The organism is Nocardia sp. NPDC055050 (assembly GCF_053608345.1).
The window spans coordinates 212,957-231,348 of record NZ_JBSGVG010000004.1; the positions used below are offsets into that span (position 1 = coordinate 212,957).

The window sequence follows — 18,392 nt, forward strand, 5'->3', positions numbered from 1 at the left end:
GAGCAAGTTCCAGCGTAAGTCAGCCTAGGCTAACCTACGTCGCTTTTCGGCGGGAAGCTGTGCCCTTATAGCGTGACGCGCTGGTCCTGCGGCATGAACAGCTTGTCGCCGTCCTTCACCTCGAAGGTGGTGTAGAACTCGCCGATGTTGCGAACCACCTGGTTGCAGCGGAACTCGTTGGGGGAGTGGGTGTCCTGCAGCCCCTGCAGCGTCGCTTCCTCGGTCTGCTTGTCGCGCCACTGCCGCGCCCACGACAGGAACATCGTCCGGAAATCGGGCTGCTCGCCGGAGCGCTGGGCCACCTTCTGATAGGCGGCCAATGCGATCTGCAGGCCGCGCAGGTCGGCCAGGTTCTCGCCGACGGTCAGCGCGCCGTTCACGTGCTGCCCCTCGGGCGCGCCCTCGGGAACGAGCACGTCGTACTGGGCGATGATCTGCTGGGTCTTGGCGTCGAACGCCGCGAGATCCTCGGGCGTCCACCAGTCGCGACGGTTGCCGTCGCCGTCGTACTTGGAGCCCTGGTCGTCGAAGCCGTGCCCGATCTCGTGGCCGATCGTGGAACCCACCGCGCCGTAGTTGACCGCGGCCTGGGCGTCCTTGTCGAAGAACGGGGGCTGTAGGTAGGCGGCCGGGAAGACGATCTGGTTGGTGGTCGGGCTGTAGTAGGCATTCACCGTCTGCGGCGACATGCTCCACTCCATCTTGTCCACCTCGGTGCCGAGGCGGGCGAATGCGCGCTTGGACTCGAAAGTGTTGATGGCCAACAGGGATTCGATCAGCTTGCCGCGGGTGACCGGCACCGACGAGTAGTCGACCCACTTGTCGGGGTAGCCGATCTGGGCGACGATCTTGTCCAGCTTGGCGATCGAGGCGTCACGGGTCGGCTGGGTCATCCAGGTCGAATTGGTGAAGTTGTCGCGATAAGCGGCCGTGAGGTCGGCGACCATCTCCAACGCGCGTTCCTTGGCCGCGGGCGGGAAGTGCTTGTCCACGTACAGCTTTCCCAGCGGTTCGCCGAGATTGTCGTCGACCACGCCCACCGCGGAGCGCCACATCTCCGGCTTCTCCTCGATACCGCTGAGCACCCGGCCGACGAACTCGAACCGCGCGTCGGCGATGGCCTTGGGCAGGAAGCGCGCGTAGCTGTTGGCGACATGCAGCTTGAGGTAGTCGCGCCACTGGGCGATATCGACCTCGCCCCACAGCTGAGCGGCCGCGGTGACGAAGGACGGCTGGCCGACCACCATCTTGTCGAACAGCGACTTGGGCCGGTCGGTCATGCCCGCCAGCCACGGATCCCAATCGAACTGTGGGCCGAGCGCGGTCAGTTCCTGCCAGCTCATCAGGTTGTAGGTGGCATCGGTGTTGCGCAGGCGCACGCTGTCCCAATGCCCGGCGGCGATGCGCTTCTCCAGATCGACCGTCCGCTGCGCCACCCCGGCCGGGTCGGACAGGCCGAGGCCCGCGGCCAGTTGCTCGAGGTAGATCTGATAGCCCGCGAGCTGGGCGGCGAACTCGGGCTTGCGGTAGTACTGCTCGCCCAGGGTGAGCCCGGATTGGCCGACGCTGGGAATATAGGCCTTGGAGTTCTTGCGGTCGATCCCGATGCCCATCCCGATCAGCCCGGCGATGGGCGCCTCGGCCATCACCTTCGCCAGCTCCGGCTTGCCCGCGGCCTTGTCGATCGCGGCGAACAGGCTGTTGAGCGGCGTGATGCCGAGTCGCTCGATCTCGTCGAGGTCCAGGCGCGCGTCGTAGAGATCCTTGATCTGCTGCGCCTCCGAGCCGTGCTTCGGATCCCTGATGCCCTCGATGATCGCGCGCAGCTGATCCAGGGTCCGGTCGTTGGCGTCGGTGATCGCGCCGACCGAGGCCTTGTCGGGCGGGAGCTGGTAATCGCGCAGCCAGGTGCCGTTGACGTGGCGGTACAGATCGTCCTGCGGGCGGATGGTGGGGTCGCCGCCGCCCAGGTCGACGCCCGTGAGCTGGATTTCGGTGGGTTCGGGCGAGCACGACGCCAGCGCGGCGGCCACGGGCACCAAGCCCATGGCGATCAGGAATGCGCGGCGGTCGACCACCGACGGACGACCGGACGATGTCACAGGACTTCCTTCCCCGATGCGGCAGCCGCACCCTGCTTGTTGCGATCCAGCTAGCTCGCACAGGCTACCGGCGCGACGCCGTCTCGGTGGAGTGGTGGCTAGGAAGACAGGCTCGAGCTGCCTGTCGCCAGGTCGCAGGCGAGTCCGCTGCCCGCGTTCACGATTCGCATGACCGTCGGCACGCGCTTGGTCACCAGCGGTGTTCCGGTGGCGTGCAGCAGCAGTGACAGCTGCACCTCGACCTCGGTTTCGACGTGGTAGAACGCCGTGGCCTTGGCGACGGTGACGCCCGCGACGTTCACCTCGAGGTCGACGGTGTCGCTGGCGAAGAACTTGCCGTTGGCGAGGAAGTCGACCTGTGCGCCGACATAGTTGTCGAGGCCGACGACGTCGATCTTGGAGGTGCAGCCGACGGTGAGCGTGTCGGTGAGCATGTCGATGACGGGGCCCGCGCTCGCGTGCGGTGCCACCATGGTGACGACGGCGGCGAACGCGGCGGCCGTGGTCGCGAGCCGGCGCCTCATCGGCAGGGTGATGTTCATGGCGGGACGTTAGCAACGGGCCGTGCGCGACGAAGCAAGTTTGAAACATATCTACTTCAGATTGGTCGACGCACCCCGATTCGGTTCGTGCTGGGGGTTCACCTACACTAGAACGGTTGCCTGCGGGAGCTATGCCCTCGCAATCCGGCAGTGAACCCCCAGTGGAAGGTATTTCCGCTGGCAGGCGCGCGTCCGGAGGGTGACTGACCATGTGCGTCGGGTCGGCAATCCGGCGTACGTATACATCCAGGTCCAGGAGGTGCTGAAGTGATTCAGCAGGAGTCGCGACTGCGCGTCGCCGACAACACCGGAGCGAAGGAAATCCTTTGCATCCGCGTGCTCGGTGGCTCGTCGCGTCGCTATGCCGGTATCGGCGACATCATCGTCGCCACCGTGAAGGACGCCATCCCCGGCGCCAACGTGAAGAAGGGCGACGTCGTCAAGGCTGTCGTCGTTCGCACGACCAAGGAGCGTCGTCGTCCGGACGGTTCCTACATCAAGTTCGACGAGAACGCTGCCGTGCTGATCAAGCCGGACAACGATCCTCGTGGCACCCGCATCTTCGGCCCTGTCGGCCGCGAGCTGCGTGACAAGCGCTTCATGAAGATCGTTTCGCTGGCCCCGGAGGTGCTCTGACTATGAAGGTGCACAAGGGTGACACCGTGCTCGTCATTTCGGGCAAGGACAAGGGCGCCAAGGGCAAGGTCATTCAGGCCTTCCCGGCGACCGGCAAGGTTCTCGTCGAAGGCGTGAACCGCATCAAGAAGCACGTCGCGGATTCCGCGAACCAGCGTGGCGCGTCCTCGGGTGGCATCGTCACCCAGGAAGCCCCCATCCAGGTTTCCAACGTGATGGTCGTCGACTCCGACGGTAACCCGACTCGCGTCGGCTACCGCACCGACGAAGAGTCCGGCAAGCGCGTCCGGATCTCCCGTAAAAACGGGAAGGACATCTGACATGACCACCTCTGAGCAGACTCAGCCCCGGCTGAAGGCGCGCTACCGCGCCGAGATCAAGGACGCGCTCAACGGCGAGTTCGAATACGCCAACGTGATGCAGATCCCCGGCGTCGTCAAGGTCGTCGTGAACATGGGTGTCGGCGACGCCGCCCGTGACGCGAAGCTGATCAACGGTGCCGTCAAGGACCTCGAGCTGATCACCGGCCAGAAGCCCGAAATCCGTAAGGCCACCAAGTCGATCGCGCAGTTCAAGCTGCGTGAGGGCATGCCGATCGGCGCGAAGGTCACCCTTCGTGGCGACCGTATGTGGGAGTTCCTGGACCGTCTCGTGTCCATCGCGCTGCCCCGTATCCGCGACTTCCGCGGCCTGTCGCCGAAGCAGTTCGACGGCAACGGCAACTACACGTTCGGCCTCAGCGAGCAGTCGATGTTCCACGAGATCGACGTGGATTCCATCGACCGCCCGCGCGGTATGGACATCACCGTGGTCACCACCGCGACCAACAACGAAGAAGGCCGCGCGCTGCTGAAGCACCTCGGCTTCCCGTTCAAGGAGAACTGAGCACATGGCTAAGAAAGCACTGCGCATCAAGGCGGAGGCCAAGCCTAAGTTCGCCGTCCGCGCGTACACCCGCTGCCAGCGTTGCGGTCGCCCGCACGCGGTCTACCGCAAGTTCGGCCTGTGCCGTATCTGCGTCCGCGAAATGGCGCACCGCGGTGAGCTTCCGGGCGTGCACAAGAGCTCCTGGTGAGCTTGCGCTCCTCGTGAGCGCACCCGCCGCCTAGGCGAAATATCGACGAAGGCACGGACTCCCGACGGGAGTCCGTGCCTTCGTGCGTTCAGTTGCAGACCCGGAGGTGGGTCAGTACCGCTAGGACGCGGCGGTGGTCGTCGGGTTCCGGCTGTAGGCCGAGTTTGACGAAGATGCTGCGGACGTGGGTTTCGATGGTGCGTTCGCCGAGGAACAGGGTGGCGCCGATCGCGCGGTTGGAGCGGCCTTCGGCCATGAGCCGCAGGACTTCTCGTTCGCGGGTGGAGAGCGCGTCGAGTGGGAGGGCGCCGTGGTGCGGTCGCGAGACCAAGCGGCCGACCAGGTCGGGATCGATCGCCGAGCCGCCCGCGGCGACCCGCTGGAGGGCCGTCACGAACTCGTCGATATCGGAAACCCGGTCTTTGAGCAGATAGCCGAGGCTGCGCGCGCCGCCCGAGAGCAGGTCGAGAACGCTCTCGGTTTCGATGTACTGCGACAGCAGCAGCACCGCCGTCTCGGGAAAGTCGCGACGGATGACTACGGCGGCATCGATGCCCTCGGTGGTGCAGGTCGGTGGCATCCGGATGTCGACCACAGCGACGTCGGGGCGGTGCGTGTGGACAAGGCTCAACAGTGCCTCGGCATCGCCCGCCTGTCCGGTCACTTCCATGCCCTCGTCCTCCAGCAGTCGGGCGATTCCCTGTCGGAGCAGCGCCGAGTCGTCGGCGAGCACAACGCGCAGGGGGGATCGGTCGCGCTCGGGGATGTTTTCGGGGACCGTCGGAAGTTCCGCGGTGGCGTCGACCGCCGCGGTGAGCACCGCGCGCGCCGCGGCGGCGAATTCCCCACAGTTCGGATACCGGTCGGCTGGATCCTTGGCCATCGCCCGCGCGATCACCGCGTCGAAGGCCCTCGGCAGCGAAGGCAGCTGGGCGCTCGGTAGCGGCACCGGCGCGTTCAGATGGCCGTTCATGATGGCCGCCGGGCTCGGCCCCGGATAGGGCGGACAGCCGGTGAGCAGGTGGAACAGGGTGCAGCCCAGTGAATATTGGTCGGCTCGATGGTCGAGGGTTCGTCCTTCGAGCTGTTCGGGTGCCGCGTAACGCAGCGTGGCGACCATCATTCCGGCGGCGGTGAGGTGGACGTTGTCATCGAGTGCTTTCGCGATGCCGAAATCGGTCAGCACTACTCGTTCGGCCTCGCCGGGCTGGGTGGACTCGGCCAGCAGGATATTCGCCGGGTTGACATCGCGGTGGTACACACCCACCCGATGCGCGTAGTCGAGACCGGCCGAGACCTGTTCGACAATGTGTACGGCGCGTTCCGGCGCCACCGCTCCTTCGCGCAGCAGGTGGGCCGCATCGGTTCCCGGCACCAGCTGCATCGCGATCCACAGGCGATCGCCCTCGCGGCCACGGTCGTAGACCGCGACGATGGCAGGGTGGTCGAGCCGAGCGCCGTGATCGGCTTCGAATTCGAACCGGGTGCGGACGTACTCATCTCCGGTCAGGAAGGGATGAAGCACCTTGAGTGCCACGGTACGTGGCAGCGTCGGGTGCCGGGCCGCGTAGACGGTGCCCATGCCGCCTGCGCCGAGCGTTCGCTCGATCGTGTAGCCGGCGAAGACCGTTCCGGGTTCGAGGTCAGAACCGCTCACGACACACCCCCGTGGCACGCGTGTTCATGTCGTGTCCTTCGCGCGAAGCGGCAGCATCGCGGTGAGGACCGTGCCGGTGCCGGGCGCGCTGGCGATCCGCAGCTGACCGCCGAGCGCCGCGGCTCGATCGCACAATCCGCTGAGCCCGCCGCCTGGCCGGATATCGGCTCCACCACGCCCGTCGTCGCCGATAGTCAGCTGAACGGACTCGTCGACAACACCCATCTCGATGTCGACATGGGTGCCGCCGGAATGCTTGGCCGCGTTGGTGAGCGCTTCCGCGGCGATGAAATACGCCGCCAGTTCTACCCCGGGCGCCGGCCTTGGTACCAGGTCGCCGTGAATTCGGGCGGCGATCGGGGCGCGTTCGGCGAGTGCGGTCAAGGCGGCCGTCAGACCGCGCTCCGCGAGAATCGGCGGGAAGACGCCCCTGGCCAGTTCGCGGAGCTCGGCGAGCGCGGTATCCAGTTCGGTGGCGCCTTGCGTGACCAGGTCGTCCCGGTTCGAGGTGTCGCCGGCTCGCTGTGCTCTGCGCAGCAGCAGCGCCGCCGCGACAAGGCGTTGTTGCGCGCCGTCGTGCAGATCGCGTTCGACTCGCCGGCGCTCGGCATCGCCCGCCGCCACGATGCGTTCGCGCGAGCGGCGGACCTCGGCGAGCTGGGCGGCCAGATCGTTGCGCAGGCGTTCGTGGCCGAGGGCGAGCTCGGTCGCACCGCGCACGGCGGCCAGCAGTTCGGGTTCGGCTTGCAACTGTTTGTCGTAGACAAGAGCGGCCGCCGCGGCGCCGTCCAGCTCGAGGATCGTCGCCATCCGGTGATCGGTGCCCTGCGGGAGTTTCCGCAGGGCACCGTGGTCGTCGACGTAGCCGCTGCGTTCGGCGTCGAAGTTCCACAGCTCGAGAGTGGGGTCGTGCAGTGCCCGGCGCAGTGCCTCCACGAAGCCCGCGTTGATCGGGGTCGCTCCGATCTCGACCATCGCGTCGCCGACCGCCGCGCGCGCCATGCGGTACCGCACCTGTCCGTACGCGATGGCCATGGGCAGCAGCACAATCGGGATATAGCGCAGGTCAAGCGTCCAGGCGTGGAGGGAGCCGGGGGACAGGACCGCAGTCGACAAGATCCACAGGATGATCAGCCCGGCGATCGTCGCGAAGACCAGAACCGGTGCGAAGCCTGAGCGGTAGGCCGCGGTCCCCGACCGCCAGCGGACGATCACGATCGTGATCAGCACAACGCCGATAAGGAATGCGAGCGCTCCGACGGTGAGCTGGATCCGATCGGCGAGGACCGGATCGTGCCGGATGAGCAACAGATTCACCGAGGTCGACCGGTGTGGCGCGGGCACCTGTCTCGGATCGAAGAACATCCACTCGGCCCACACCCCGAACACGGCCAGCGCCCAGCATGCCCGCACGCACCAGCGTTCCCACGAGCGGTGCAGGCGTCCCGATGGAAAGCCGAGCAGCACCGGGATCATCACCGGCAGATAGATATTCGTCAGAACCGCGCCCGCGGTGAACAGCACCGGGTCGCTCGACCGGCGAACACCGCAGGCCAGCCACACCAGGCCGGCGAGCACGAACAGCGGTCCGGCCAGATCCCGCGGCCGGTTTGTCCAGGTGAACAACCCCGATGCGACGAACGACGCCCCGGCCAGCAGAAACAGGGTGAGCTCGACCCGCCCGAACACCGGCGAGTGCTGAGCTGCCGAGAATGCCTCACGTGGCCCGAGCAGCAGGATCCGGGCCGGGTCGTAAAGGGCGGCTTCTGACCAGTCGACCGACAGCACCACGGCGACGCTCAGCGCGGCGGCACATGCCGTCACCCCACCGATGAGCGCGATCGTACGAGGTGTCATCGAACAGCCTCCAACTACCGACCTACTCAGGATCCTCTGCTGGAAACGGGTGCACAACCACCCACGCAATCCGTGCTGGCACTGAGTGGATTCCGTGCCTTCACGGACGAGAAAACTGCAGGTCGGAACGTAATTTTGTGGTGTGCCGCCGACCGGTGGCCGACACCGACACCGCCACTTTCCGGCGGCCTCAACCAGGAGATCTGATGAGAAACCACACAGGCCGAATTGCCATCGCGCTCGGTTCGCTGGCAGCGGCGATCGCCATTGGATCGGGCGTAGCCGCCGCCGCTCCGGTCACCATCCACCCCGGCCCCGTGGGGTCAGGGACAGTCACGATCGAAGATGCGCTCCCGCCCCCGGTCCCGCACAGCTGCTCGGTGTACGGGCTCGGTTACGCCTGGGGCGTCGCCACGTCTCTGAACGCACCCGCGATCGGTGGTTTCGTCCCCGGTACCCCCGTGATCGGGGTCTGCACCGACGGGTCTGTGCAGTTCAAGAACGCGGGCTGACCGATCCGTGTCCCGATCTGTCCGGCCACTTGGGCGGGCAGATCGGGCACTGGGGATGCGCCTTCGTCATGGTGCGATGACAGTCCGAGGGTACGGGCTTGTGTGTTGTCACGAGGATGGATGAAATGTGAGCATTTCACTCCCGGGGTGGCTGCTGATGTGTTCTCTTGGCGCATGAAGAAGTTCGCCACAGTCGCTGTTCTTTCCGTCGCGCTCCTCGGGGCGCCCGCTGTTGCATCCGCCGCCCCCAGCGCCGGTTCCGGGTCCGGGGGTGGGTCGGGGTCGTCGGAGACGGAGTTGATCTGTTCGCCGATCGCGCAGTTGTTGTTCGCCACGGGGAGTGTGGAGAAGCCGCCGCTCTACGACCTGCTCTGCCTGCTCAGCTGAACGGGGAGCGGTCGATTCCGCAGCTGACGCCGGCGGGCGGAAGCTGGCCGGTGAACAGGTAGTCGCGTTTGAGGTGTTCGGCGCAGGTGCTCTGGACGTACATGGAGCTGTGCCCCGCGCCTTCGATCACGACTACCTGGGCCCGGTTCAGTTGGGCCGCACCGGCTTTGGCTCCCCGTAGTGGGGTGGCGGGATCGTATCGGCTGTTGAGGACGAGGATCGGGGCGGCGGTTTCGCGGTTCCATGGGCCGGTGTAGCGGTCCCGGTCCTCAGCCTGCCAGAAGGCGCAGGGGGTGGCGTTGAAGACGGCGATCCGGCCGAAGTAGCGGGACTGGAGGTCTTCGGCGGCGGCCACCCGGCTGTAGACGGTGGGGTCGGTGGGGACGGTGCTGTCGGAGCATTGGATGGTGTAGAAGGCCTCGACGCGATTGGCGGGGTGGTTCTCCGCGAAGAGGGCGTCGGGGACTCTGGCGGGCAGGACTGTTGCCGCGTCGAAGAGGTTCTGGAGCAGGATCGCCAGGTCGGGGTAGGTGTCGCGGGAGAGACTGCCCGCGGCGCTCACGATCTGGGAAAAGGTCCACGGCGTGCCCGCGACCGTGATCGGCGCGAGGCGGGCCCGCTCGGCCAGCGCGATCCACTTGAGTTTCGGATCGCCCGCGGCGAACGCGCAGCGTGGACCCGCGGCGGAGCAGTCGCGCAGGAAGGTGTCGAAGGTTTCGGCGATGCCGGCGGCCACGCCCTGGCGGGTGTCGAGCGGCAGATTCACGCCGTCGGCGCCGTGGCCGTTCACATTGCCCTCGAAGTCGAGCGAACCGTCGAACGCCATCGCACGGACCCGGCCGGGGAACATGTTGGCGTAAACCGCGCCGACCTGGGTGCCATAGGAGATGCCGTGGTAGGTCAGCGCCTCATCGCCCACCGCGCGGCGCAGTAGGTCCAGGTCGCGGGCGGTGTTGGCGGTGGAGGCGTGGCGCAGGATCGGCCCCGCGTGCTGCGCGCAGCGGGTCGCGATATCGGCCGAGGCGGCGAAGAACGCGGGCTCGTCGCCCGGATCGGTCGGAGTGCCGGGGAAGGAACCGAGGTACGCGGTCTGCTCATCGGCGCTCGGGAAGCACTGCGTGCCCGCGCTGCGCGAGACCGCGCGCGGATCCCAGGAGACCAGGTCGAAGCGGGCGCGCAGTTCGTCGGAGAACAGCCACGGCCAGCGAGCCCGCTCGCGCAAGCGGTCGACGCCGGAGGGGCCGGGCCCACCGAAGTTGACGAACAACGTGCCGATGCGGCGCGCGGGATCGGACGCGGGCAACTTGATGACAGCCAGGTCGATCTGCGTGGCCTGCGGGCTGTTGTAGTCCATCGGCACCTGAGCCAGCGCGCATTCGAACCCGTCCGCGCAGGACTCCCACGCCAGTGTCGGGGTGGCGGCACCCTCGGCGAGCTGGTCGACGTAGGGATCGGCCGAAGCGCGCGCGGGCGTGACGAGCGCGCCGATCCCGAGCAGTACGGCGAGCAGATAAGCCGAGCCCCGGCGGCGTGCACAGTGGGAAGACAACGGCCGAGCCTCCTGCGCGGTTCCGACGAACCACGCGAAGCTACCACATTCGTGAGCGGCGCTTACTAACGCAAAGTGGTTGGTATCGAACACAATTCGATCGGCGATGCAGTTCGGACGGCATCGCCGCAGGTCGTCGGGTTCCTTCGCGCGGCGGTGGATGTGGTCGTCCACAGAATTGTCCTCGGATTTCTGGATTACCGCGGCATTACCGGCTCCTCATAATTCTGTGTCTTTCCCGAGAATGTGATCTCCCTGCTGGTCGGCAATTAATTTCGTGGCTACTGTCGGGGTCGTTGCGTGACAATGCAGCGAGCAGATGGGCGTCAATGTCGATCCCTTGCCGAGTGAATGCAGAGGATGTGAGTTCGTGACCCCGACCACAGTAAACAAGCCACGTGACGTGGCCCACCGGGTGTCTCTGCGTGGAATTCCGGCCGGCGCGATGCCGATGGTCGCGTTTCTTTCTATTTTGGCCGGATTTATCGGAGCGGCCGCTTATACGCATTCCGCCGGATATTTCGTGACATTCATGACCGGTAATACCGAGCGCGCCGTTCTCGGCTGGTTCGACAATGATCAGCTGCTGGCCACCGGGGCGATCACGCTGCTTTTCTCGTTCGGCCTCGGTGTGTTCGTCGCCTCGCTGCTGCGACGGCGGCTGTGGCGGCGCGGTCACTACGGCGCGTCCGTGGTGACCACCGTGGCGCTCGCCGTGGCCGCGGTGGTCGACTTCGCCCTCGACCGCACCGGCGGCCAGGAGGTGGGGTTCATCCCGATCGCGTTCGTCGCGTTCGCGGTGGGCGCGCTCAACACCGCGTTCGTCAAGAACGGCGAGACCAGCGTTCCGCTCAGCTATGCCACCGGAACGGTCGTGAAACTGAGCCAGGGCATCGAAAGCCATGTCAGCGGGGGTAGTGCGCGCGATTGGCTCGGCTACGGCATGCAGTACGCGGCGTTCGCCGTCGGCGCCCTGCTCGGCGGCTTGATGAGCACGGTGGTGGGTGGTGAGATGATGCTGATCGTCGCCGCCGGTGTCTCGGCCGTGGCGATCCTGATCACCTACAAGACGGGTGGGAGGGCCGGCCACACCGCCGCGTGACGGAGATCGCCCCGGTCCGTCGGCCCCCGAGTTTGGTCCTGACCACGGCGTTGCCTACACTAGAGCGGTTGCCTGGGCAGATCTGTGTCCGCTGCGCGCTTCGGCGCGGGTGGGACCGTGCCAGGCGCCGAGAGCTCGCAAGAGAACTCATCCGGTCGGTAAGTGCCGACCGGACCAGCCGAATTGTTGTAGGCCCACGGTCGACCGCGTGAGAGTGCGGGAGATGTTGCATGGGAACCGCAGCGAGAAAGGTGTCGAGGTCTAACCATGACCATGACTGATCCGATCGCAGACTTCTTGACGCGTCTGCGCAACGCCAACTCGGCGTACCACGATCAGGTGAAGGCGCCCCACTCGAAGATCAAGGTGAACATCGCCGAGATCCTCAAGCGTGAGGGCTACATCGCCGATTACCGCACCGAAGACGCGACCGTTGGCAAGGCCATCGTCGTCGATCTGAAGTACGGCCCCAGCCGTGAGCGCAGCCTGCAGGGCCTGCGTCGCGTCTCGAAGCCGGGTCTGCGTGTGTACGCGAAGTCCACCAACCTGCCCAAGGTCCTCGGCGGCCTCGGCGTGGCGATCATTTCCACGTCGACCGGTCTGCTCACCGACCGTCAGGCGGCCAAGCAGGGCGTCGGGGGCGAAGTCCTCGCCTACGTCTGGTAAGGGAGGTCAGGACAAATGTCGCGTATTGGTAAGAAGCCCATCGAGATTCCGGCCGGCGTCGACGTCAACATCGACGGCCAGGTTGTCACGGTCAAGGGGCCCAAGGGCACCCTCTCGCACACCGTGGCCGAGCCCATCATCGTCACCAAGGGTGAAGGTAATGAGCTCGAGGTTGCTCGTCCCAACGACGAGCGCGCGAACCGTTCGCTGCACGGCCTTTCCCGCACCCTGATCGCCAACATGGTCGAGGGTGTCACCAAGGGCTACGAGAAGAAGATGGAAATCTTCGGCGTCGGTTACCGCGTTCAGGCCAAGGGTTCGAACCTCGAGTTCGCCCTCGGTTACAGCCACCCGGTGCCGATCGAGGCCCCGGCAGGCATCACCTTCGCGGTGGAATCGCCCACCAAGTTCTCGGTGTCCGGAATCGACAAGCAGAAGGTCGGTCAGATCTCCGCTGTCATCCACGGACTGCGTAAGCCCGACCCGTACAAGGGCAAGGGCATCCGCTACGCCGGCGAGGTCGTTCGCCGCAAGGTCGGAAAGACGGGTAAGTGATCATGGCGCAAACTGCTAACCAGAAGGCGAAGCGGATTCCGCTGGGCAAGGACGCTTCCACGAAGCGTCGCCTGTCGAAGACCCGCCGTCACTTCCGTCTTCGTAAGAAGGTCGAAGGCACCACCGAGCGTCCGCGCCTGGTGGTCAACCGCTCCGCGCGGCACCTGCACGCTCAGCTGATCGACGACTCGGTGGGCAAGACCATTGCCGCCGCTTCCTCGATCGAGGCCGACGTGCGTGCGCTCGAGGGCGACAAGTCCGCCAAGGGCGCGAAGGTCGGTCAGCTGATCGCCGAGCGTGCCAAGGCTGCCGGTATCGAGGCGGTCGTGTTCGACCGTGGTGGTCACGACTACCACGGCCGTATCGCGGCGCTGGCCGATGCCGCTCGTGAAGGTGGGCTGAAGTTCTGATGACTGTTATTTCGAACGGAAGGAACGTCTGATGCCGGGACGTCAGCGGCGTGACGGCGGCAACGGACCCGCCGGACCCAACAGCAACTCCAACAGCAACGCCGGAGGCCCCGAGGGCAACCGTCGTGGCGGTGGCGATCGTCGCGGTGGCGGCGACCGTCGTGACAACGCGGCCGAGAAGAACCAGCTCGAGCGCGTCGTCGCGATCAACCGTGTCTCCAAGGTCGTGAAGGGTGGTCGTCGCTTCAGCTTCACCGCCCTCGTGATCGTCGGTGACGGCAACGGTCTGGTCGGCGTCGGCTACGGCAAGGCCAAGGAAGTTCCCGCGGCCATCCAGAAGGGTGTCGAGGAGGCTCGCAAGAGCTTCTTCCGCGTCCCGATGATCGGCTCGACCATCACTCACCCCGTTCAGGGTGAGGCGGCGGCCGGTGTGGTCATGCTGCGTCCGGCTTCGCCCGGTACCGGTGTGATCGCGGGCGGCGCGGCTCGCGCCGTGCTCGAATGCGCAGGCATTCACGACATTCTGGCCAAGTCGCTCGGTAGCGACAATGCGATCAACGTCGTTCACGCGACGGTTGCCGCGCTCAAGATGCTCCAGCGTCCCGAAGAGGTTGCCGCTCGTCGCGGTCTGCCGATCGAGGATGTCGCTCCGGCGGGCATGCTGCGTGCGCGTGCAGGACAGGGAGCCTGACATGGCTGATCTCAAGGTGACTCAGATCAAGAGCACGATCGGTGCCAAGTCGAACCAGCGCGACAGCCTGCGGACGCTTGGTCTGCGGAAGATCCGCCAGTCGGTGGTTCGTGAGGACAACGCTCAGAACCGCGGTCTGATCAACGTCGTGCGCCACCTCGTAACAGTTGAGGAGGTCTAGACATGACCATCAAATTGCACCACCTGCGTCCCGCCCCTGGCTCCAAGACCGAGAAGACCCGTGTGGGTCGCGGTGAGGGTTCCAAGGGTAAGACCGCCGGTCGCGGTACCAAGGGCACCAAGGCACGCAAGAACGTCCCCGCGGCGTTCGAGGGTGGCCAGATGCCGCTGCACATGCGTCTGCCGAAGCTTCGCGGCTTCACCAACCGCTTCCGGGTCGAGTACCAGGTCGTCAACGTTGGCCGCATTGCCGAGCTGTTCCCTCAGGGCGGCGTCATCGGTAAGGCAGAACTCGTCGAGGCAGGCGCCGTTCGCAAGAACGAGCTCGTCAAGGTTCTCGGCGACGGCGAGATCGGTGTCGCCATCCAGGTGACCGCCGACAAGGTGACCGGCTCCGCCAAGGAGAAGATCACCGCCGCCGGTGGCACTGTCACCGAACTGGCCTGACGGTACTGTAGTCAGCAGCTGACACCGGACGAGTCGCGAGCTCGTCCGGTGTCACTGTTAGAGTTCCAAGTGTTGTCTGCCAAGCTCGTCATCGGCTGACGATTCCACATGCTGTCCAGTGGTTCAGTCGCATGGCATGACCATGTCGTTCGCCAGGAGGATTTGTGCTTTCCGCCTTCGTATCGGCCTTCCGGACTCCGGACTTACGGCGGAAGATTCTCTTCACGCTGGGGTTGATCGCGCTGTACCGGTTGGGTGCCGCGCTGCCGTCCCCCGGTGTCGACTACCAGAACGTTCAGGAATGCGTGAAGGTGGTCTCCGGCGGTGAATCCGCCGGCATCTACCAGCTCATCAACCTGTTCTCCGGCGGGGCGCTGCTACAGCTGTCGGTGTTCGCGATCGGCATCATGCCGTACATCACCGCGAGCATCATCATCCAGCTGCTGACCGTCGTCATCCCGCGGTTCGAGGAACTGCGCAAGGAAGGCCAATCCGGCCAGACCAAGATGACGCAGTACACCAGGTACCTGTCGGTCGCGTTGGCGATCCTGCAGGCCACCGGTCTGGTCGCGCTGGCCTCGCGCGGTCAGCTGTTGCAGGGCTGTAACGAGCCGATTCTCGCCGATACCAGCATCTTCGGCATGATCATCATCGTCCTCGTGATGACCGCGGGTGCTTCGCTGGTCATGTGGTTCGGCGAGCAGATCACCGAGCGCGGTGTCGGCAACGGCATGTCGCTGCTCATCTTCGCCGGTATCGCCGCTCGACTGCCGCTCGACGGCAAGCGGATCCTCGACACCGACGGTGGCCTGATCTTCGGTGCGGTGTGTGTCGCCGTACTGGTGATCCTGGTGGCCGTGATCTTTGTCGAACAGGGTCAGCGCCGGATCCCGGTGCAGTACGCCAAGCGCGTGGTCGGTCGCAAGATGTACGGCGGTTCATCGACGTACCTGCCGTTGAAGGTCAACCAGGCCGGTGTCATCCCGGTGATCTTCGCGTCCTCGCTGCTCTACCTGCCCAACCTGATCGCGCAGCTCACCAACTCGAATACGGCGACGGATCCGAGCTGGTGGCAGGAGATCATCCAGAAATACCTGGTGAATCCGGGCAACCCGGTCTACATCGCGATCTACTTCGGTCTGATCGTGTTCTTCACCTACTTCTACGTCGCGATCACCTTCAACCCGGAGGAACGCGCGGACGAGATGAAGAAGTTCGGTGGCTTCATCCCGGGCTACCGGCCCGGTAAGCCGACCGCCGACTACCTCAACTACGTTCTGAGCCGCATCACCCTGCCTGGCTCGATCTATCTCGGTTTGGTCGCCGTTCTCCCGAACCTGTTCCTGGACATGGGTGCCAACGGTGGAGCGGCCAACCTGCCGTTCGGCGGTACCGCGGTGCTCATCATGGTCAGCGTGGGTCTCGACACGGTCAAGCAGATCGAGAGCCAGCTGATGAATCGAAATTACGAAGGGTTCCTCAAGTGAGAGTTGTTCTGCTCGGTCCGCCGGGTGCCGGCAAAGGTACTCAGGCCGTCCTGCTGTCAGAGAAGCTGGGCGTTCCGCACATCTCCACCGGAGACCTCTTCCGCGCGAATATCAGCCAGCAGACCGCCCTCGGTCGCGAGGCGCAGAAGTACATGGACGCGGGCGACCTGGTCCCCAGCGACGTCACCAACCGCATGGTCGAGGCGCGTGTCGGCGAGCCCGACGCCGCGAACGGTTTCGTGCTCGACGGTTACCCGCGCACGGTCGATCAGGCCGACGCGTTGAAGAAGATCCTCGAGCACAACGGCACCACGCTCGACGCGGTGCTGTGCTTCGTGGTCGCCGAGGACACCGTGGTCGAGCGCATGCTCGCCCGTGGGCGCGCTGACGACACCGAGGACGTCATCCGCAACCGGCTGCGGGTCTACCGTGAGGAAACCGAGCCGCTGCTCGAGCACTACGACGGTCTGGTCGTGACCGTCGACGGCATCGGCGAAGTCGATGAGGTCAACGCGCGGGCGCTGAAGGCGCTCGGTCAGTAATCAGCGGATCGGAGTACTGAGGCCGGATGGTCTTCAACCGTAAGAAGAAGGTCGTGCCGTTCCGTTCGGCGGGCGAGCTGGACGCCATGCAGGCGGCCGGTGCGATCGTCGGTGCGACGCTGGTCGCCGTTCGCGCGGCGGCCAAGCCCGGCGTCTCGACGCTGGAGCTCGACGAGGTCGCCGAGGCGACGATCCGCGACGCGGGCGCTGTTCCGTCGTTCAAGGGCTATCACGGGTTCCCCGGCTCGATCTGTTCTTCGGTCAACGATCGTGTGGTCCACGGGATCCCCTCGGCGAGTGACATTCTCGTCGAGGGCGATCTCGTGTCCATCGACTGCGGCGCCATCCTCGACGGCTGGCACGGCGACTCGGCGTGGACGTTCGGCATCGGCGCCATCATCGAGGCCGATGAGTTGCTGAGCGAGGCCACCAGGCTCTCCATGGAGACCGGCATCGCGGCGATGCTGCCGGGCAACCGGCTGACCGACGTCTCGCACGCCATCGAGCTGGGTACGCGCGCGGCCGAGCAGGCGCACGGCCGGCAGTACGGCATCGTCGACGGTTACGGTGGCCATGCCATCGGGCGCGAGATGCACATGGATCCGTTCCTGCCCAACGAAGGCGCGCCCGGTAAGGGCCCGCGCCTGGTGGTCGGGTCGGTGCTGGCGATCGAGCCGATGCTGACGCTCGGTACCACCGAGACCAAGACGCTCGACGACGACTGGACCGTGGTCACCACCGACGGGACGCGCGCGGCGCATTGGGAGCACAGCGTCGCCGTCACCGAGGACGGGCCGCGCATTCTCACGCTGCGCCCTGAGTAGTTCACCGACGGCTTTTCGGTGAAGTAATCGTTCTAATCTGTCTGGTCGCCTGCGCGATCCTGTATCTCTGAGTGATGAGATCCCGGATCGCGCTGGTCGCCGTCGGTTGCGCGGCCTCGGCCTTGCTCGTCGGCTGCGGTGAGCCGCCGCCGGACGCGCGCTATACGGGATCGGGCAACACCTACGGCACCGCGAACGCGGGTTTCGAGACCTGCATGGTGACCGACGCGGGCGGCGTCGACGACAAGTCGTTCAACGAATCCGGCTGGAACGGGGTGAAAGCCGCGATCGACGCCAACCCCGGCGTCTACGGCTCCTACCGCCAGTCCAACAGTTCCGCCGACTACGAACCCAACCTGCGAGCCTCGGCCGACGACGACTGCGATCTGGTGATCGGCGTCGGCGGCCTGATGGCCGAGGCGGTGGCACAGGTGGCCGCGGAGTACCCCGATCAGCGTTTCGCGATCGTCGACGCGCACGTCGAGCTGGACAATGTCTACTCGATGGAGTTCAACGCCGCCCAATCCTCTTATCTGGCAGGCTATCTCGCGGCGGGAGTGTCCAAGACCGGCCGGGTCGCCACCTGGGGCGGCATGCAGATCCCCGCGGTGACCATCTTCATGGACGGGTTCGCCGCCGGAGTGGCCGGGTACAACGCGGCGCACGGGACCGCGATCGCCGTGCTCGGCTGGGATGTCGAGGACCAGAACGGTTCGTTCACCGGCAATTTCGACGATACGAGCGCGGGCCGCTCGCTCACCGAGAACTTCATCGCCCAGGGCGCCGACGTGATCCACCCGGTCGCGGGACCGGTCGGCATGGGCGGGGCCTCCGCCGTGCAGGACTCGTCGAACGTTTCCATGATCTGGGTGGATTCCGATGGCTACGAGGCGGTTCCGGAGTACCAGGACATCATGTTGTCCTCGTCGATGAAGGACATCTCCGCCGCGGTACGGGTGGCGATCGACAATGCCTTCGGCGACGGCGTCACAGACGGACGGTACGTGGGCACCCTGAGTAATGCCGGGGTCGGGCTCGCGCCGTTCCACGATTTCGACGCGAAGGTGCCAGAGCCGCTGAAGCGGGAGCTCACCACTCTTCGGCGCGACATCGTCGACGGCAAGATCGTGATCAATTCCCCGGCCGCCCCGAAGCTGTAGAGGACAGGCGC

22 protein-coding genes are annotated in these 18,392 nt (G+C 65.8%); 17 read left to right on the plus strand and 5 right to left on the minus strand.

Translation table 11 applies throughout. The annotated features are described in order from the left end of the window. Window positions 1-65: 65 nt before the first annotated feature. Both ACWGCN_RS06800 and ACWGCN_RS06805 read right to left on the minus strand, forming a co-directional pair. Window positions 66-2,102 (minus strand): M13 family metallopeptidase, encoded by a 2,037-nt coding sequence (locus tag ACWGCN_RS06800; protein ID WP_452458830.1) that lies wholly within the window; start codon window positions 2,100-2,102, stop codon window positions 66-68. Between the two features lie 98 nt (window positions 2,103-2,200). Beyond that, window positions 2,201-2,644 (minus strand): hypothetical protein, encoded by a 444-nt coding sequence (locus ACWGCN_RS06805; protein ID WP_378993655.1) that lies wholly within the window; start codon window positions 2,642-2,644, stop codon window positions 2,201-2,203. A gap of 267 nt (window positions 2,645-2,911) precedes the next feature. Between ACWGCN_RS06805 and rplN the strand changes: the two genes are divergently transcribed. The 4 genes from rplN to ACWGCN_RS06825 are packed head-to-tail and all read left to right on the plus strand — an operon-like array spanning window position 2,912 to window position 4,355. Further along, window positions 2,912-3,280 carry a 50S ribosomal protein L14 gene (gene rplN, locus ACWGCN_RS06810; RefSeq protein WP_056818394.1) on the plus strand — a complete coding sequence of 123 codons (369 nt, stop codon included), beginning with the start codon at window positions 2,912-2,914 and terminating at the stop codon, window positions 3,278-3,280. Between the two features lie 2 nt (window positions 3,281-3,282). Next, window positions 3,283-3,600 carry a 50S ribosomal protein L24 gene (gene rplX / locus ACWGCN_RS06815; RefSeq protein WP_056818391.1) on the plus strand — a complete coding sequence of 106 codons (318 nt, stop codon included), beginning with the start codon at window positions 3,283-3,285 and terminating at the stop codon, window positions 3,598-3,600. A gap of 1 nt (window position 3,601) precedes the next feature. Continuing rightward, window positions 3,602-4,165, plus strand: a complete 564-nt coding sequence (gene rplE, locus ACWGCN_RS06820; protein WP_056818389.1) for a 50S ribosomal protein L5 — start codon at window positions 3,602-3,604, stop codon at window positions 4,163-4,165. A 4-nt stretch (window positions 4,166-4,169) separates the two neighbouring features. Beyond that, the gene (locus tag ACWGCN_RS06825) at window positions 4,170-4,355 is read left to right on the plus strand and encodes a type Z 30S ribosomal protein S14 (RefSeq protein ID WP_056818387.1); all 186 of its coding nucleotides are present in this window, start codon (window positions 4,170-4,172) and stop codon (window positions 4,353-4,355) included. 88 nt (window positions 4,356-4,443) lie between these two features. Here the strand turns inward: ACWGCN_RS06825 and ACWGCN_RS06830 are convergent, their stop codons facing one another. Both ACWGCN_RS06830 and ACWGCN_RS06835 read right to left on the minus strand, forming a co-directional pair. Continuing rightward, window positions 4,444-6,012, minus strand: a complete 1,569-nt coding sequence (locus tag ACWGCN_RS06830) for a protein kinase domain-containing protein (RefSeq protein ID WP_452528981.1) — start codon at window positions 6,010-6,012, stop codon at window positions 4,444-4,446. A 24-nt stretch (window positions 6,013-6,036) separates the two neighbouring features. Next, window positions 6,037-7,869: a sensor histidine kinase gene (locus ACWGCN_RS06835; protein ID WP_452458643.1), complete on the minus strand. Its 1,833-nt coding sequence runs from the start codon at window positions 7,867-7,869 to the stop codon at window positions 6,037-6,039. Window positions 7,870-8,075: 206 nt separating this feature from the next. Between ACWGCN_RS06835 and ACWGCN_RS06840 the strand changes: the two genes are divergently transcribed. Both ACWGCN_RS06840 and ACWGCN_RS06845 read left to right on the plus strand, forming a co-directional pair. Next, window positions 8,076-8,381 (plus strand): hypothetical protein, encoded by a 306-nt coding sequence (locus ACWGCN_RS06840; RefSeq protein ID WP_378993652.1) that lies wholly within the window; start codon window positions 8,076-8,078, stop codon window positions 8,379-8,381. 174 nt (window positions 8,382-8,555) lie between these two features. Then, a complete protein-coding gene (locus ACWGCN_RS06845; RefSeq protein WP_378632256.1) occupies window positions 8,556-8,768 on the plus strand; it encodes a hypothetical protein in 213 nt (70 codons plus the stop codon). Here ACWGCN_RS06845 and ACWGCN_RS06850 read toward each other — a convergent pair. Further along, a complete protein-coding gene (locus ACWGCN_RS06850; RefSeq protein ID WP_452458642.1) occupies window positions 8,761-10,317 on the minus strand; it encodes an alpha/beta hydrolase in 1,557 nt (518 codons plus the stop codon). The genes ACWGCN_RS06845 and ACWGCN_RS06850 overlap by 8 nt on opposite strands. 370 nt (window positions 10,318-10,687) lie before the next feature. Between ACWGCN_RS06850 and ACWGCN_RS06855 the strand changes: the two genes are divergently transcribed. The 11 genes from ACWGCN_RS06855 (at window position 10,688) to ACWGCN_RS06905 (ending at window position 18,381) form a co-directional block, all read left to right on the plus strand. After that, a complete protein-coding gene (locus ACWGCN_RS06855; protein WP_378993650.1) occupies window positions 10,688-11,419 on the plus strand; it encodes a YoaK family protein in 732 nt (243 codons plus the stop codon). A 267-nt stretch (window positions 11,420-11,686) separates the two neighbouring features. Continuing rightward, on the plus strand, window positions 11,687-12,085 hold the full coding sequence (rpsH, locus tag ACWGCN_RS06860; protein ID WP_056818383.1) for a 30S ribosomal protein S8: 399 nt from the start codon (window positions 11,687-11,689) through the stop codon (window positions 12,083-12,085). 15 nt (window positions 12,086-12,100) lie between these two features. Further along, window positions 12,101-12,640, plus strand: a complete 540-nt coding sequence (gene rplF / locus ACWGCN_RS06865) for a 50S ribosomal protein L6 (RefSeq protein WP_378993649.1) — start codon at window positions 12,101-12,103, stop codon at window positions 12,638-12,640. Window positions 12,641-12,642: 2 nt separating this feature from the next. Then, window positions 12,643-13,050 (plus strand): 50S ribosomal protein L18, encoded by a 408-nt coding sequence (rplR, locus tag ACWGCN_RS06870; RefSeq protein ID WP_266296784.1) that lies wholly within the window; start codon window positions 12,643-12,645, stop codon window positions 13,048-13,050. Window positions 13,051-13,081: 31 nt separating this feature from the next. Further along, window positions 13,082-13,741 carry a 30S ribosomal protein S5 gene (rpsE, locus tag ACWGCN_RS06875; RefSeq protein WP_378632262.1) on the plus strand — a complete coding sequence of 220 codons (660 nt, stop codon included), beginning with the start codon at window positions 13,082-13,084 and terminating at the stop codon, window positions 13,739-13,741. Between the two features lies 1 nt (window position 13,742). Continuing rightward, on the plus strand, window positions 13,743-13,922 hold the full coding sequence (rpmD, locus tag ACWGCN_RS06880; protein WP_056819257.1) for a 50S ribosomal protein L30: 180 nt from the start codon (window positions 13,743-13,745) through the stop codon (window positions 13,920-13,922). Between the two features lie 2 nt (window positions 13,923-13,924). Continuing rightward, window positions 13,925-14,368: a 50S ribosomal protein L15 gene (gene rplO, locus ACWGCN_RS06885; RefSeq protein ID WP_101464424.1), complete on the plus strand. Its 444-nt coding sequence runs from the start codon at window positions 13,925-13,927 to the stop codon at window positions 14,366-14,368. A 164-nt stretch (window positions 14,369-14,532) separates the two neighbouring features. Further along, window positions 14,533-15,855, plus strand: a complete 1,323-nt coding sequence (gene secY / locus ACWGCN_RS06890) for a preprotein translocase subunit SecY (protein ID WP_378993648.1) — start codon at window positions 14,533-14,535, stop codon at window positions 15,853-15,855. Further along, window positions 15,852-16,397: an adenylate kinase gene (locus tag ACWGCN_RS06895; RefSeq protein ID WP_378632266.1), complete on the plus strand. Its 546-nt coding sequence runs from the start codon at window positions 15,852-15,854 to the stop codon at window positions 16,395-16,397. Before secY ends, ACWGCN_RS06895 begins: the two co-directional genes overlap by 4 nt. A gap of 26 nt (window positions 16,398-16,423) precedes the next feature. Next, complete coding sequence (gene map / locus ACWGCN_RS06900) at window positions 16,424-17,221, plus strand: type I methionyl aminopeptidase (protein ID WP_449969507.1); 798 nt, start codon at window positions 16,424-16,426, stop codon at window positions 17,219-17,221. A gap of 74 nt (window positions 17,222-17,295) precedes the next feature. Beyond that, entirely contained in the window at window positions 17,296-18,381 is a 1,086-nt protein-coding gene (locus ACWGCN_RS06905; protein ID WP_452458641.1) for a BMP family lipoprotein, read from the plus strand. Window positions 18,382-18,392 lie beyond the last annotated feature (11 nt).

What these genes read in the sequence shown, in the direction of transcription:
- ACWGCN_RS06805 (WP_378993655.1), bottom strand. Translation starts at nt 2,644, where the DNA reads ATGAACATCACCCTGCCGATGAGGCGCCGGCTCGCGACCACGGCCGCC.
- rplX (WP_056818391.1), top strand. Translation starts at nt 3,283, where the DNA reads ATGAAGGTGCACAAGGGTGACACCGTGCTCGTCATTTCGGGCAAGGAC.
- rplE (WP_056818389.1), top strand. Translation starts at nt 3,602, where the DNA reads ATGACCACCTCTGAGCAGACTCAGCCCCGGCTGAAGGCGCGCTACCGC.
- ACWGCN_RS06825 (WP_056818387.1), top strand. Translation starts at nt 4,170, where the DNA reads ATGGCTAAGAAAGCACTGCGCATCAAGGCGGAGGCCAAGCCTAAGTTC.
- ACWGCN_RS06835 (WP_452458643.1), bottom strand. Translation starts at nt 7,869, where the DNA reads ATGACACCTCGTACGATCGCGCTCATCGGTGGGGTGACGGCATGTGCC.
- ACWGCN_RS06840 (WP_378993652.1), top strand. Translation starts at nt 8,076, where the DNA reads ATGAGAAACCACACAGGCCGAATTGCCATCGCGCTCGGTTCGCTGGCA.
- ACWGCN_RS06845 (WP_378632256.1), top strand. Translation starts at nt 8,556, where the DNA reads ATGAAGAAGTTCGCCACAGTCGCTGTTCTTTCCGTCGCGCTCCTCGGG.
- rpsH (WP_056818383.1), top strand. Translation starts at nt 11,687, where the DNA reads ATGACCATGACTGATCCGATCGCAGACTTCTTGACGCGTCTGCGCAAC.
- rplF (WP_378993649.1), top strand. Translation starts at nt 12,101, where the DNA reads ATGTCGCGTATTGGTAAGAAGCCCATCGAGATTCCGGCCGGCGTCGAC.
- rplR (WP_266296784.1), top strand. Translation starts at nt 12,643, where the DNA reads ATGGCGCAAACTGCTAACCAGAAGGCGAAGCGGATTCCGCTGGGCAAG.
- rpsE (WP_378632262.1), top strand. Translation starts at nt 13,082, where the DNA reads ATGCCGGGACGTCAGCGGCGTGACGGCGGCAACGGACCCGCCGGACCC.
- rpmD (WP_056819257.1), top strand. Translation starts at nt 13,743, where the DNA reads ATGGCTGATCTCAAGGTGACTCAGATCAAGAGCACGATCGGTGCCAAG.
- rplO (WP_101464424.1), top strand. Translation starts at nt 13,925, where the DNA reads ATGACCATCAAATTGCACCACCTGCGTCCCGCCCCTGGCTCCAAGACC.
- map (WP_449969507.1), top strand. Translation starts at nt 16,424, where the DNA reads ATGGTCTTCAACCGTAAGAAGAAGGTCGTGCCGTTCCGTTCGGCGGGC.
- ACWGCN_RS06905 (WP_452458641.1), top strand. Translation starts at nt 17,296, where the DNA reads ATGAGATCCCGGATCGCGCTGGTCGCCGTCGGTTGCGCGGCCTCGGCC.